A 13,719-nucleotide genomic window follows, 5' to 3' on the forward strand; every position below is an offset into this window, starting at 1 on the left:
ACGTACTTGCAGCGCCCCCCGCAACCGGGCCCACCCCGCCAATCCTCAGGAAACCAGCTTCGGCTGTTGCTTCGGCTCTTGCAGTGGCCGTGGCCTCTGCAGGTGCAGGGCGCAGCCCTGCCAAGTAAACCCCACCCTATACTTACCGGCGTGACTGCCTTCCCTGCCCTCGTTCCGCTCGATGCGCCGCTGCTGGTGGGCTACAGCGGTGGTGTCGACTCGACCGTGCTGCTGCACTGGCTGTGGCGCTGCGCACAGGCCTCCGGCACGGCGCTGCGTGCGGTGCACGTACACCATGGCCTGCAGGCCGATGCGGACGGCTGGGTGCTGCATTGCCAGCAGCAATGCGCGGCACTGGGCATTGAACTGGCCGTGCATCGCGTGCAGATCGACAATCGCGCGGGCCTCGGCCTTGAAGGCGCGGCGCGGCAGGCGCGACGCGCCGCCTTCGCGGCCGAACTGCGCGACGGCGAAACGCTGGCACTGGCGCAGCACCAGGACGATCAGGCCGAGACCTTCCTGCTGCGTGCCCTGCGCGGTTCCGGTATTGACGGCCTGGCGGCGATGTCCGCACACAGCCACATTGGCGGGCATCCGTTATGGCGCCCCCTGCTGCCGGCAACGCGCAACGCGCTGCTCGACTACGCGCGCCAGCACGCGCTGCGCTGGATCGAAGACCCCAGCAATGGCCACGACCACGCCGATCGCAACTTCCTGCGCCTGCAGGTGCTGCCGTTGCTGCGCCAGCGCTGGCCGCATGCGGCTGCGGCATTGGCGGGCAGCGCAATGCACTGCGGGCAGACCCGTGCTCTGCTGGACGAGGAAGACGCCGAGCTGATCGCCCACCTGGAAGTGGCACCACGCGTGCTTTCGCTGCAACTGCTGCGCCAGGTGTCACCGGGGCGTGCCGCGCGCGTGCTGCGCGCCTGGGTGATCGGCCACGGTGCCGCCCCACTGCCGGCCACGGTACTGCAGCAGGGTCTGCACGAACTGCTGCCGGCCGGCAATGATCGCCAGGCGCGGGTGCGCTGGCACGAGCATGCCATCCAGCAATGGCGCGATCACGCCTATCTGCTACCCGCGCAGCTGCCATCGCTGCCCTACGGATGGCAGGCCGAATGGGATGGGCGTGCCCCCCTGCCGCTGCCCGATGGTGGCCAACTGCGCCTGCAGGGCGCCGTGGCCTTCGAACGCCCGCTTCAGGTCCGTGCGCGCGTGGGCGGCGAGCGCATCGTGCTGCCCGGTCGCCCGCATTCGCATGCACTGAAGGACTGCCTGCAACGCGAGCACCTGGCCCCCTGGCGGCGCGCCCAGCTGCCGCTGATCTTCGATGGGCCACAGTTGCTCGCTGCCGCCGACGTGGTCATTGCGGCCCCTCTGCAAGCCTGGTTGCAGGCCCAGGATGCTCAGCTGCAGTGGCGTCCCGGCGGCTGGTGAATTGACCCCCGCGCGCAGCCCGTCCACACTTGCCGCATGGCCAAGAAGTCCCCCGAAAACGCCTCCCCGGTCGCCCAGTTCGAGCAGTCGCTCGAATCGCTGGAACAGCTGGTGGAGCAGATGGAAACCGGCGAGCTGAGCCTGGAAGCCTCGCTCAGTGCTTACGAACGCGGCGTCGGTCTGTACCGCCAGTGCCAACAGGCGCTGGAACAGGCCGAACTGCGCGTGCGCCTGCTCAGCGATCCGGCGCAGCCGGAAGCATCCGAGCCTTTCGATCCGCCCAGCCATGACGGCTGAGGTTCTGTTCGCGCGCTGGCGCGACCGTATCGAAAGCCAGCTCGACGCCGCCCTGCCCTCGCCCGCCGAAGCACCGCAGCGCCTGCACCAGGCCATGCGCTATTCGGTGCTGGGCGGTGGCAAACGCATGCGACCGCTGCTTGTGTACGCCAGTGGCCATCTGTTTGGCGCGCAGCCTGAACACCTTGACGCAGCGGCGATGGCCGTCGAGCTCATCCACGCCTATTCGCTGGTGCACGACGACCTGCCGGCGATGGACGATGACGCGCTGCGACGCGGCAAGCCGACCACCCACATCGCCTTCGACGAAGCCACCGCGATCCTGGCCGGTGACGCCCTGCAGACCCGCGCCTTCGGTCTGCTGGCCGATGCGCCGCTGCCGGCCACGCTGCGCGTGGCCTGCCTGCAGACCCTGGCCCACGCCTCCGGTGCCTCCGGCATGTGCGGCGGCCAGGCGCTGGACATCGATGCCACCGGCCAGCAGCAGACGCTGGCGGCGCTGACCCGCATGCATGCGCTGAAAACCGGCGCGCTGATCCGCGCAGCGGTGCGCATGGGGGCGCTGTGCGGCCAAGCCCACGAACCACAGCTGGCCCAGCTGGACGGCTTCGCCGACGCGCTCGGCCTGGCCTTCCAGGTCCGCGATGACATCCTCGATGTCGAAGCCAGTTCCGAACAGCTGGGCAAGACCGCCGGCAAGGACCAGGCGCAGGACAAGAGCACCTTCCCCGCGCTGCTCGGCATGGACGGTGCGAAGGCGCAGCTGCGCGAACTGGCCGCACGCATGCAGGCCACGCTGGCCGACTATGGCGAAGAAGCCGATGCGCTGCGCGCGCTGGCAACGCTGGCGGTGGAACGCGATCACTGATCGCTGGCGTGACGTTGGCGCCAAACAGGAACGCCCGGCAATGCCGGGCGTTCCTGTTTGCGCATGCAGACGGTATTACTTGACCAGGCGCAGCGCGAACGGGTAGCGGTAGGCTTCGCCGTTGTTGGCCTTCACAGCGGCGATGATGCAGAACACCAGGTTCAGGATGCCGACGATCGGCGCCAGGATGCCGCCGATGATCACGATGGTCAGCACGATGCAGATCAGCATCGCAATGGTGATGGTGATCTGGAAGTTCAGCGCTTCCTTGGCCTGGTCTGTCACGAAGGACTTGCTGGCGTCATCCTTGTTGATCAGCCAGATGATCAGCGGGCCGATGAACCAGGTGAAGATGCCCAGCAGGTGCGCGGCCAGCGCCATCGTGCGCTGGTCGGCCGGGGCATTGGTGGTTGCCGGCGGCGGCGGGACGTTATCGAATTCACTCACGACAAAACTCCTTTTCATTGGGTGGTCTTGACCCACCAGCACCAAGCTGGATGCGTCAGGCGGGCATAGCTTACGCCATCGATGCCATCAATCATTACCGGCAATGGTCATCCGCCCCAGCAGGATCGAGCCGGTCCGGATGTGCGAGCGCGGGTCGACGTCGCTGCCGACCGCCTCGATGCTGCTGAACATCTCGCGCAGGTTGCCGGCGATGGTGACGCCGTCCACCGGGTACTGGATCTCGCCGTTCTCGACACGGAAGCCGCCGGCGCCGCGCGAATAGTCGCCGGTCACCCCGTTCACCCCCTGCCCCATCAGCTCGGTCACCAGCAGGCCGTCACCCATCTGCCGGGCGATCTCTTCGAGCGAGCCGGCATTGGCCGCCAGCTGCAGGTTGTGCACGCCGCCAGCATTGGCGGTGGTCTGCAGGCCCAGCTTGCGCGCCGAATAGCTGCCCAGCACATAGCGCTGCAGCACGCCGTCACGGACCAGCGCCGAAGCACGGGTGGCCACGCCGTCGCCGTCGAAGGCGGCCGAGCGCAGGCCGCGGCGCAGGTGCGGCAGTTCGTCGATCTGCATCCACTCCGGGAACAGGCGCTGGCCGACGCTGTCCAGCAGGAAACTGGCCTGGCGGTACAGCGCGCCACCGGACACCGCCGACAGCAGGTGGCCGACCAGGCTGCGCGCCACTTCCGGGGCGAACAGCACCGGCATGCTGCCAGTGGCCAACGAACGCGGCTGCAGGCGGGCGATGGTGCGCTCGGCGGCGCGACGGCCGACCAGGCCCACGTCTTCCAGGTCCCCCTGCGCCAGCGCGCTGGTGTACCAGCCATCGCGCTGCATGCCGTCGCCCTGCCCGGCGATCAGCGCGCAACCGATCGAATGGTGGGTGCCGCGCTCACGGCCGAAGAAGCCGTGCGAATTGGCGTACACCGACAGGCTCTGCATGCTCGACACGGAAGCGCCATCGGAATTGCGGATCTGCGCATCGGCCTCGCGGCCAGCCGCCTCGCAGGCCAGGGCCAGGTCCACCGCCTCATCGGCCTGCAGCGCCCACGGGTGCCAGCCATCCAGGTCCGGGAAGTCGGTGGCCATCAGTGCGGCCTCGGCCAGGCCGGCGGCCGGGTCATCCTCGGTATGCCGTGCGATCGCGCAGGCCTGCTCGACCGTAGCGGCCAGGCTGGCCTCGTTCAGGTCGCCAGTGCTGGCACTGCCCTTGCGCTGCCCGAAATAGACGGTCACGGCGATGCCACGGTCACGGGTGGACTGCACGGTCTCGACCTCGCCGAGGCGGACATTGACCTCCAGGCCGCGGTCCTCGCTGCAGCTGACCTCGGCCTGGCTGGCGCCCAGCGCGCGGGCGCGGTCGAGCAGCTGCTGGGAGAGGTCGGCCAGCCGTTCCAGCCGGGCCAGGCTGTCGTCGCCGACGACCACTTCAGGGGCGATCACGTTCAATGCTTTATCCTGTACGGGTTGGGCCCGGCATCACGCCGGGCGACTTTTTTTGAAATCAGGTAGGGACGATGCGCGGACGCGACGAAGAAACCGGTGAATTCCACGACAAGAGCCGCAGCCAGAACCGGCGCGATGCACTCGACGTGCTGGCCCTGGGTGAGAAGCTGGTGTCGCTGACCCCGGCCCAGCTGGCGCGCCTGCCGATTCCGGAAGACCTGCTGCCGCACATCGCCGAGTGCAAGCGCATCACCGCCCACATCGCCCACAAGCGCCAACTGGCGTTCCTGGCCAAGCACATGCGCCGCGAAGAAGAGGCCACGCTGGATGCGATCCGCGATGCGCTCGACGCCAACAGCGAAACCGGCCGCCGCGAAGTGGCGATGATGCACCGCGTGGAAGACTGGCGCGACCGCCTGCTGGCCGAGGGTGACAAGGCGCTGGCCGCTCTGCTCGATGACTATCCGCAGGCCGACCGCCAGCAGCTGCGCACGCTGGTACGCAACGCGCAGGCCGAGAAGGCCAGGAACAAGCCGCCGCGCGCTTACCGCGAGATCTTCCAGGTGCTGCGCGGCCTGATGCTGCCAGCCGCGCTGGGCCTGAAGGCCGGCGCCGGAGACGCCGACCACATCGGGACCGGCGAGGCCGACGAGGACTGAGTCCCCGTCGGCCCGGGCGGTTGCTGTGGCCATCGCCACGCTCAGGCCTGGGTACCGCCGACGGTGATGCCCTCGATCAACAGCGAGGGCTGGCCGACACCCACGGGCACACTCTGCCCGTCCTTGCCGCAGATGCCCACGCCCTCGTCCAGGGCCAGGTCATTGCCGACCATGCGCACCTTCTGCATGGTTTCCGGGCCGTTGCCGATCAGGGTCGCGCCCTTCACCGGCGTGGTGATGCGGCCGTCCTCGATCAGGTAGGCCTCGGTGGCCGAGAACACGTACTTGCCACTGGTGATGTCGACCTGGCCACCGCCGAAGTTGACCGCGTACAGGCCCTTCTTCACCGAACGGATCATCTCCTGCGGGTCGTGCTCGCCGGCGCGCATGTAGGTGTTGGTCATGCGCGGCATGGTCAGGTGCGCGAACGATTCACGGCGCCCGTTGCCGGTCGGGGCCATGCCCATCAGCCGCGCATTGAGACTGTCCTGCATGTAGCCGACCAGGATGCCGTCCTCGATCAGCGTGGTGCACTGGCTGGGGTGGCCTTCGTCGTCGATGTTCAACGAACCGCGGCGGCCGTCGAGGGTGCCGTCGTCGACGATGGTCACCCCCGGTGCCGCCACACGCTCGCCGATGCGGCCGGCGTAGACGCTGGTGCCCTTGCGGTTGAAGTCGCCTTCCAGGCCGTGGCCGACCGCTTCGTGCAGCAGCACGCCCGGCCAACCCGGGCCGAGCACCACCGGCATCATGCCGGCCGGCGCCGGCACCGCTTCCAGGTTCACCAGCGCCTGGCGCAGCGCTTCCTGGGCAAGGGCTTCGGGGCGGCCGCTGGCAAACAGGTCTTCGTAGCCATAACGGCCACCGCCACCGGCATAACCAGACTCGCGGCGGCCGTTGTGCTCGACGATCACCTGTACATTCAGGCGTACCAGCGGACGCACATCGGCCGCCAGCACACCGTCGCTGCGGGCGATCAGCACCGTATCGACGCCGCCGGACAGGCTCACCATCACCTGCTTCACGCGCGGGTCGGCGGCACGCAGGTAACCATCCAGGCGCTTGAGCACCTCGACCTTGGCTTCGTTGCCGATACCATCGATCGGGTCCAGCGCCGGGTACAGTGCGCGCGCATTGCCGCGCAGCAGCGATCGCCCGGACTGCGCACCGCCCTCACGCGAGATCGCGCGCGCCGACTGCGCCGCCGCCAGCAGCGCGTCGGCGTGGATGTCATCGGAGTACGCAAATCCGGTCTTCTCGCCGGAAATCGCACGTACCCCCACGCCCTGCTCGATGGAATGGGCACCGTCCTTGACGATGCCGTCTTCCACGCTCCAGCTCTCGCGGCGGGCGTGCTGGAAATAAAGGTCGCCGAAGTCGACACCGGGGCCGAGCAACTGGCCGAAGGTGCGCTCCAGGCCAGCGGTATCCAGGCCGCCGGGGCGCAGCAGGCGGTCTTGGGCAAGCGTCAGGGCGATATCAGTCATGGTCTCGATCTGGGGGTGCGGGGGCGCTCAGGCAAGCCCCGTGAACAGGGAACCGCGCTCAGCGCGAGCGCGGCAGCTCGGTGACGGTCGGCGGAATGGCCGGTGCAGACGCCGGCACGGGCGGTGATGGGGTCTTGTCGCGGCTACGCTCGATCACTTCCACCTTCGGTTCCTTCCATGGACCGGTCACCTTGTAGGTTCGGGCGCCAATCTCGCCCAGCGGCTTGGACAATACCGCATTGGTGGCCGCGCCCAGCGCGGCACCCACCGGGCCGCCGGCCACCGCACCGACCACGGTCAGCAGGTTGCCCGCGCGCGGGTTGACGTCGATGGTCTGGTCGAACCGCTGGTTGCGCAGGTCGGCCTGGCCACGGATGGTGATGTTGGCCGCCGGGCCTTCGATCAGCACCTTGTCGGTGCGCGCCATGCCCTGGCCGAACTGCATGCTGCCGTCGATCTGGTTGAACGCGAAGCCCTTGGAGAAGAAGTCGCGGAAGTCGAACATCAGGCGCCGCGGCAGCTGCGCGACGCTGAGCAGGCCCAGCACGCGGCCGGCGCCTGGCTCCAGCTCCAGCAGCTGGCCATTGCGCGCGTGCAGGTCGAGGCTGCCCTGCAGATTGCCCAGCTGGAAGTCCGACGGGCCTCCGCTCCACGAGGCCTGCAACTGCGCCTGGCCGGAACCGCCGCGCAACTGGCCGCCGTAGTCAAGATTCTGCATCAACCCACCCAGATCCTCACTGCGCACCTGTGCGGTCAACTCGGTTCGGGCACCGCCGGTCCGGCCCAGCCAGCGACCGCTGATGTCGATCTCCTGGTCCGGCGCACGGAAACGCAGCTCATCCACGTTCAGGCCGTTGGCCAGCGGCCGCGTGCGCAGCACCGCCTGGCCCAGCACCACCTTGCCGAACTTCAGGTCGGCAATGTCCAGCGCGAACGGCGGCAGCTTGGCCGGGTCCATGTCGTTGGCACCGGCCTGTACCCGCGCCGGTGCAACCGGCGCACCCGGTGCCGCCGGCAGTGACTGCCAGTGCACGCGGTCAAGCTGGCCACTGATCGTGCCGCCGTCCGCATTGGGGACGGTCAGGCGCCCGGCCAGCGACGGGCCGTCCAACCGCACATCCAGTGCCTGTGGACCCGGGTGCAGCTGCAGCCGGGTCTGCTCGAACACGCCGCCGATCAGCTTCAACTGGCCGACCTGGACGTCCACCGCTCGCAGCGGCATCGCATCGTCGTCCCCGCCGCCCCGCGCCAGGCCGATCCACTCCAGCGCATCCAGCGTCGCGCTGCGGCCATTGACCGTCAGCCCGCTCGGCGGCGGCTCACGATCAACATGATCACTGCCCAGCGTGACCTGCACGCCGGTCTGGTTGTTGTGGCTGCGTGCGGCCAGGGCCAGGCGCTGGCCGAAGGCCACATCGATGCGGCCGGCACCCATCGGCAACTGCGCGGCCACCGTGGTCGCCAGCGCTTCGGTGGCCGGCTTGTCCAGTGGTGCCGGCAGGTCCAGCCGCGTGCCGACCAGGTCCGAACTCAACCGCAGTTCACTCGGCGGCGCGGGCGCCCCCGGAGCCACCTTGGGCAGGTTGACCGCGATGGTCCACGCTGAAGTGCCGGTGATGTAGGGCTTGAGCCAGGTCATTTCCGGTGCGCGGTCAATCAGTACGCCCGCATCAAGATGCGCCGTCAACTTCGATTCGAAGGCCCGCGTGCTGTCGTGCACGTAGCCACCGGCGCGCAGGCTCAGGCGGCCGTCCTGGCCGAGGTGGCGCACCGCCAGTTCCTCAGCGCCGAAGCCGCCATTGCTGTAGCGCGCCTGCCCTTGCATGTTGTCGAAGGCCAGCTGGAAGCGCTTGTCGACCAGCTTCACGCCGGTCAGGTCGACCGTCCCCTGCAGATGACCACCGCCTTCATCGTGGTGCAGCGGCTGCAGCAGATCGAAAGTCACATGCGCCGGACCACTGGCGACCAGGTTGTCCAGGGTATCGCCATAGTCCTTGTGCAACGGGCTCTGGCGCAGCATCGCCAGCAGCTTGCCGGCCTCGCTCGGCGCCTCGGCGCGCACGTACAGCGGCTGATGGCCGAAGTCCGGAATGCCGGCTTCGAACTTCTGCACCGCCACGCCCGCCAGATCGCCACGTCCACGCATCTCGAAGCCGGGGCCGATGAAGGCGATATCGGCATCGACCTGGCGCATCAGCGGCCAATCGTGCTGGAAGCGGATGTCGCCATTGCTGATGTGGCCGGTGGCCTCGAAGCGGCCATCGTTGTTGTCGAACGGCCAGTCGTCCAGGTCACCGGTGACCAGGCCGACACCGCCACGCACCTGGCCGCCGGCCAGTGCCATGTCCAGCCAGTCGGTGGCGCCCTTGCTCATCTTGGAGTGGATCCAGAAGCGCTTGGCCGCCGTCATCGGCACGTCGTCCAGCTTGGCGGCCAGCTGCAGCCACGGCCGCGTGCCGTCGCCCTGGAACCAGACGCCGCCGCGCACGTCGGCCGCGTAGTCGGTGCCCTCCACGCGCATCGCCGGCGTTCCGATCCGCCAACCGCCGCCCTCGTCGCGCCACCCCACGATCTGTCCGGCCAGATGCAGGTCATGCCGCACGCCAAAACCGGTCGGCCAATCGAACTGCAGCTGCCGTTGCGGCTGCAGCTGCAGGCTGAAGCCATCGGCATCGCCTTCGAAACGCCCCCCGAGGCCGCGCAGGCCCGGAGAATTGCCGACGCTGGCAAAGCCCAGCGACTGCAGTTCGCCCTGTGCCCGCAACGGGCCATCACGCTCGCCGGCCAACTGCAATCGGCGCACCTCCAGCTGCGGCCTGGACAGGAACAGCCAGCGCCGCAGACCCGGTTCAAGGAGATTGCTCAGGGCCAGCCCTCGCAGCGCGGTGCCGGCCTGCACCGCACCGGCGTTCACCCGCAGCTGCTTGCCGATCTGCAGCTGCAGGCCATCGAGCTGCTGTTCGCCATCTTCGGTCTTCAGGCGCAGGCGCGGCACCTGCAACGCCCAGCCATCGGCCTGGCGCTGCCAGCGCAGGCGGGCCTGAAGCCGCTGCAGCTGCAGCTGCGGCGCTGCCACGCCGGGCATCGGTGCACCGTCGACGCGCACGTCCCGCAGGTCCGAATCGGTGGTCAGTGCGACCGGCGCGAAATCACGCAGGGTCAGCCACAGGCTCAGCTCGCCCTTGCCCTCTCGGAGGCGCACGCCGCCGGCCGCCAGCAAGGGCGACCAGGCATGGAAATCGACCGGGTCGGCGCCGAGCCAGGCCTGGCCGTTGCCGCGCACACGGTCCACGTCCAGTACCGCGGTCAGCGGCAGCGCCTGCGCATCGGCCCAGGCGCGTACACCCACGCGCAGGCGATCACCATTGACCCGCATGCGCAGGTCGATGCGCGGCAGCGTGGTGTCGATGCCGATCCCCGGCGCGTGCACGCCCAGGCGGCCGCCGATCACCTGCAGCTCGCCGAGCCGGCGCAACGCATCCAGCGGATCCCCCCCGTTGTCGGATTGCGGCAACCCGCGCACCGACCAGCGTCCGTCTTCGCCCTGCTGCAGGTCCAGGGCCAGGCCACGCAGGCGCAATTCGGTCAGCGAGCGCCCGGGCAGCAGCCCGCTGTACATCGATACCAGCACCTCGGCCTCGCCGATCGCCAGGCCCTGCCCGGCACCGATGCGCAGGCCCTTCAGCTGCAGCAGCGGGCCACGACGGGTCCAGGTCGTCTGCAGCTGGTCAAAACGCACCGGCTGGCCAGCCCGCTCGCTCAGCCAGGCGGCGATCCTGTCGGGATGACGCTCGGCCAGCGGCAGCAGTTGGCTGAAGGTGCCCACCAGCAGTGCAAGCCCGACCAGGCCCACCGCACAGGCGGCAATGAAATGACGGCGGATCCTTCGCAGTCGCAGGCGCGGCGGCGCGCTCATCGGCCACCGCCGGCCTGCAGCCGGCGAGGATCAGAGCAGAACAACATCGAATTGCTCCTGCAGGTACTGCTCGTCCGCCTGGAAGCGGATGCTCTTGCCGAGAAACTCCTCCAGCTCAGCCACCGCCGAGGACTCCTCATCGGTGATGCGCGCGACCACCTTGGTCGACGCGATGACCAGCAGCCGCGCGGCATCGAACTGGCGCACGGCGCGGGTGATCTCGCGGAAGATCTCGTAGGTCACCGTCTCGGTGGTCTTGATGCTGCCGCGGCCACTGCACTGCGGGCAGGTTTCCGACAGCTGGCGCTCCAGACTTTCGACCGTGCGCTTGCGGGTCATTTCCACCAGGCCCAGCGGCGAGAAGTCGTACACCGTGGTCTTGGCATGGTCGCGGGCCAGCGCCTTTTCCAGCGTGCGCAGCACCTGGCGGCGATGCTCTGCATCATCCATATCGATGAAGTCGATGATGATGATGCCGCCCAGGTTGCGCAGCCGCAGCTGACGCGCCACTGCCTGCGCCGCTTCCAGGTTGGTGCGGAACACCGTCTCTTCCAGGTTGCGCTGGCCGAGGAACGAACCGGTATTGACGTCAATGGTGGTCATCGCCTCGGTCTGGTCGATCACCAGGTAGCCACCGGATTTCAACGGCACCTGCTTGTCCAGTGCGCGGCCGATCTCGTCTTCCACGCCGAACATGTCGAAGATCGGGCGATCGCCGGAATACAGCTCCAGCTTTTCGGCCAGCACCGGCATGTACTTGGCGACGAAGGCCTGCAACTGGCCGAACGTCTCCTTCGAGTCCACCTTCACCTTGTCCACGTCCTTGCGGATCAGGTCGCGCACGGACCGCAGCGGCAGGCTCAGGTCTTCATAGATGATGCTGCACGACGGCGCCTCGCGGCCGCGGCGCTCGACCACGTTCCACACGCGCGACAGGTAGGCGATGTCCTCGGCGATGGCCTCGGCCGGCTGCCCTTCGGCGTTGGTCCGCACGATGTAGCCGTAGCCACCGTGCTGCGCCGACAGTTCGGTCACCAGCGCCTTCAGGCGGGCGCGCTCGGTTTCGTCTTCGATGCGCGCCGACACGCCCACCACCTTGGACTGCGGCAGCAGCACCATGTAGCGCGAGGGAATGCTGATCTGCGTGGTCAGGCGCGCGCCCTTGGTGCCGATCGGGTCCTTCACCACCTGCACCACGATGTCCTGGCCGTCACGCAGCAGCTCGACGATCGGCACGCTGGCCGGCGGTGGCAGGGTGGTGTTCTCGGTGTCGGCGCTGGCCACCGGCGCCGGCCGCACCACGTCATTGGCGTGCAGGAACGCCGCGCGCTCCAGGCCGACTTCGACGAAGGCGGCCTGCATGCCGGGCATGACCCGCTGCACCTTGCCCTTGTAGATGTTGCCGACCACGCCACGGCGCCAACCGCGCTCGATGTGAAGTTCCTGCAGCATGCCGTTTTCGATCACCGCGACACGGGTCTCGCGCGGGGTCACATTGACCAGGATTTCCTCAGACATCGGCAGCCTCCCTGGCGGCATCGGCAGTGGGGACCGGCACGCCACAGCGCGCCAGCAGACGATCGGTATGCAGCAGCGGCAGCCCCATCACGCCGGAGTAGCTGCCGGAAAGGTGTTCGATCCAGCGTTCGGCCCCACCCTGGATGGCGTAGGCGCCGGCCTTGTCCAGCGGCTCGCCGGTGGCGACATAGGCGGCGATGTCGGCGGCATCGATCGGGGCGAAGGTCACTTCGGAAATGACCAGCTCGCTGTCCAGGCCGCCCGCGCCGACCACCACCACGGCGGTCATCACCTGGTGGGTGCGCCCGGCCAGCCGCGCCAGCATCGCCCGCGCGTCAGCGGCATCGACCGGCTTGCCGAAGACCTCGCCGTCCAGGACCACCTCGGTATCCGAACCAAGCACCCGCGCCTGCGGGTCGTCGGCCAGCACCCGGGCCAGCCCGGCGCGCGCCTTGTCGGCGGCGACCCGGCATACATACTGTTCGGCGCTTTCAGTGGCCGCGCGCTGCTCGACGACCTCCAGGTCAAGGGCCTGGAAGGGGCGTCCGAGTCGGGCCAGCAGCTGGTTGCGTCGGGGGGAGCGGGAAGCAAGATAGAGCATCGGCACAGCATAACCTGAGGCCGCCACCTGAATCGTCGGCAACCCGTTACGGAACGCGTACAACCCCGAACAGGCTCACAGCGCGTTCATCGCTACGACACCACCCTCACCGGCACAACAAGGAGATCCCATGCGCCTGACCGCCACCCCGCTGCTGCTTGCCCTGTCCCTCGCCCTTGGAACCTCGATGACTGCTCATGCCGCTCCGTCGTCGCCGTCGATCGCCGCCGCGGCCGAAGGCACCCTGCTGAACATCTCGGCCAACGCCGAGGCCACCCGCGTGCCGGACGTCGCCACCCTGTCGGCAGGTGTGGTCACCCAGGCTGCCGACGGCAACAGCGCGATGCGCCAGAACGCCCAGCAGATGGACAAGGTGCTGGCCGCGATCAAGGCCGCCGGCATCGCCGAGCGCGACGTGCAGACCAGCGGCGTCAGCCTCAACCCGCAGTACCGCTATGCCGACAATGAGGCACCGAAGATCACCGGCTACCAGGCCAGCAACACGGTCAGCCTGAAGGTCCGCGACATCGCCAAGCTCGGCAAGGTGCTCGACGCGCTGGCCGCGCAGGGGGCCAACCAGATCAACGGTCCACAGTTTGAGATCGACCAGCCCGAACCGGTCTATGACGAAGCCCGCCTGGCCGCCCTGAAGAAGGCCCAGGCCCGCGCCCAGACCTATGCCAGATCGCTGGGCCTGCAGGTTCGCCGCATCGTCAGCATCTCTGAAAACAGCAACGGCGGTTTCCGCCCGATGCCGATGATGCGCACCATGGCCGCCGGTGCGGCGATGGACAAGGCTACCCCGGTCGCACCGGGTGAATCGACCGTCTCGGTCAACCTGGACGTGGTGTTCGAACTGGGCCGCTGATCGCGCCCGGCACGGCCGACACAGGCGGGTCCCGCAGGGGCCCGCCTTTTTCGTGTATTCCGGCGGCGTTGGCTGAAGGCCAGCCCAACGCGCATGCCCCTGCCTCTAGGCAGTGGCCGCCATGCCGCGCTACTGATGGACTGCCAGCCGCGTGCGGCAACCCCGCCAC

General features: G+C 68.6%; 11 protein-coding genes. 5 read left to right on the plus strand and 6 right to left on the minus strand.

All coding sequences use genetic code 11. The features are described from left to right. Positions 1 to 150: 150 nt before the first annotated feature. From tilS to RCF13_RS15455, 3 genes are read left to right on the plus strand one after another with little or no spacing between them, the layout of a single operon-like run. On the plus strand, positions 151 to 1,437 hold the full coding sequence (tilS, locus tag RCF13_RS15445) for a tRNA lysidine(34) synthetase TilS (RefSeq protein ID WP_181357900.1): 1,287 nt from the start codon (positions 151 to 153) through the stop codon (positions 1,435 to 1,437). 36 nt (positions 1,438 to 1,473) lie between these two features. Next, positions 1,474 to 1,734: an exodeoxyribonuclease VII small subunit gene (locus RCF13_RS15450; protein ID WP_005410522.1), complete on the plus strand. Its 261-nt coding sequence runs from the start codon at positions 1,474 to 1,476 to the stop codon at positions 1,732 to 1,734. Beyond that, the gene (locus RCF13_RS15455) at positions 1,724 to 2,602 is read left to right on the plus strand and encodes a farnesyl diphosphate synthase (protein ID WP_061479647.1); all 879 of its coding nucleotides are present in this window, start codon (positions 1,724 to 1,726) and stop codon (positions 2,600 to 2,602) included. The genes RCF13_RS15450 and RCF13_RS15455 overlap by 11 nt, the downstream gene beginning before the upstream one ends. A 75-nt stretch (positions 2,603 to 2,677) precedes the next feature. Here RCF13_RS15455 and RCF13_RS15460 read toward each other — a convergent pair whose 3' ends face one another. Beyond that, the gene (locus RCF13_RS15460) at positions 2,678 to 3,049 is read right to left on the minus strand and encodes a DUF4870 domain-containing protein (RefSeq protein WP_005418071.1); all 372 of its coding nucleotides are present in this window, start codon (positions 3,047 to 3,049) and stop codon (positions 2,678 to 2,680) included. 87 nt (positions 3,050 to 3,136) lie between these two features. Then, positions 3,137 to 4,504, minus strand: coding sequence for a metalloprotease PmbA (pmbA, locus tag RCF13_RS15465; RefSeq protein ID WP_134968917.1), 1,368 nt, complete (start codon positions 4,502 to 4,504; stop codon positions 3,137 to 3,139). A gap of 68 nt (positions 4,505 to 4,572) precedes the next feature. On the opposite strand from pmbA, the gene yjgA reads away from it, so the two are divergent. Next, positions 4,573 to 5,160 carry a ribosome biogenesis factor YjgA gene (gene yjgA / locus RCF13_RS15470; protein WP_061479650.1) on the plus strand — a complete coding sequence of 196 codons (588 nt, stop codon included), beginning with the start codon at positions 4,573 to 4,575 and terminating at the stop codon, positions 5,158 to 5,160. Between the two features lie 41 nt (positions 5,161 to 5,201). Here yjgA and tldD read toward each other — a convergent pair whose 3' ends face one another. From tldD to RCF13_RS15490, 4 genes are read right to left on the minus strand one after another with little or no spacing between them, the layout of a single operon-like run. Further along, complete coding sequence (gene tldD, locus RCF13_RS15475; protein ID WP_134968918.1) at positions 5,202 to 6,647, minus strand: metalloprotease TldD; 1,446 nt, start codon at positions 6,645 to 6,647, stop codon at positions 5,202 to 5,204. A gap of 58 nt (positions 6,648 to 6,705) precedes the next feature. After that, positions 6,706 to 10,563, minus strand: coding sequence for a YhdP family protein (locus tag RCF13_RS15480; protein ID WP_231352232.1), 3,858 nt, complete (start codon positions 10,561 to 10,563; stop codon positions 6,706 to 6,708). A 30-nt stretch (positions 10,564 to 10,593) separates the two neighbouring features. Next, complete coding sequence (gene rng, locus RCF13_RS15485; RefSeq protein WP_005418079.1) at positions 10,594 to 12,081, minus strand: ribonuclease G; 1,488 nt, start codon at positions 12,079 to 12,081, stop codon at positions 10,594 to 10,596. Beyond that, a complete protein-coding gene (locus RCF13_RS15490) occupies positions 12,074 to 12,682 on the minus strand; it encodes a Maf family nucleotide pyrophosphatase (RefSeq protein ID WP_065179231.1) in 609 nt (202 codons plus the stop codon). The genes rng and RCF13_RS15490 overlap by 8 nt, the downstream gene beginning before the upstream one ends. A gap of 130 nt (positions 12,683 to 12,812) precedes the next feature. Here RCF13_RS15490 and RCF13_RS15495 point away from each other — a divergent pair, with 130 nt between their 5' ends. Beyond that, the gene (locus RCF13_RS15495; RefSeq protein WP_005418081.1) at positions 12,813 to 13,550 is read left to right on the plus strand and encodes an SIMPL domain-containing protein; all 738 of its coding nucleotides are present in this window, start codon (positions 12,813 to 12,815) and stop codon (positions 13,548 to 13,550) included. Positions 13,551 to 13,719: the final 169 nt, after the last annotated feature.

It is taken from the genome of Stenotrophomonas maltophilia group sp. RNC7, assembly GCF_030910085.1.
Lineage (GTDB): Bacteria > Pseudomonadota > Gammaproteobacteria > Xanthomonadales > Xanthomonadaceae > Stenotrophomonas > Stenotrophomonas sepilia.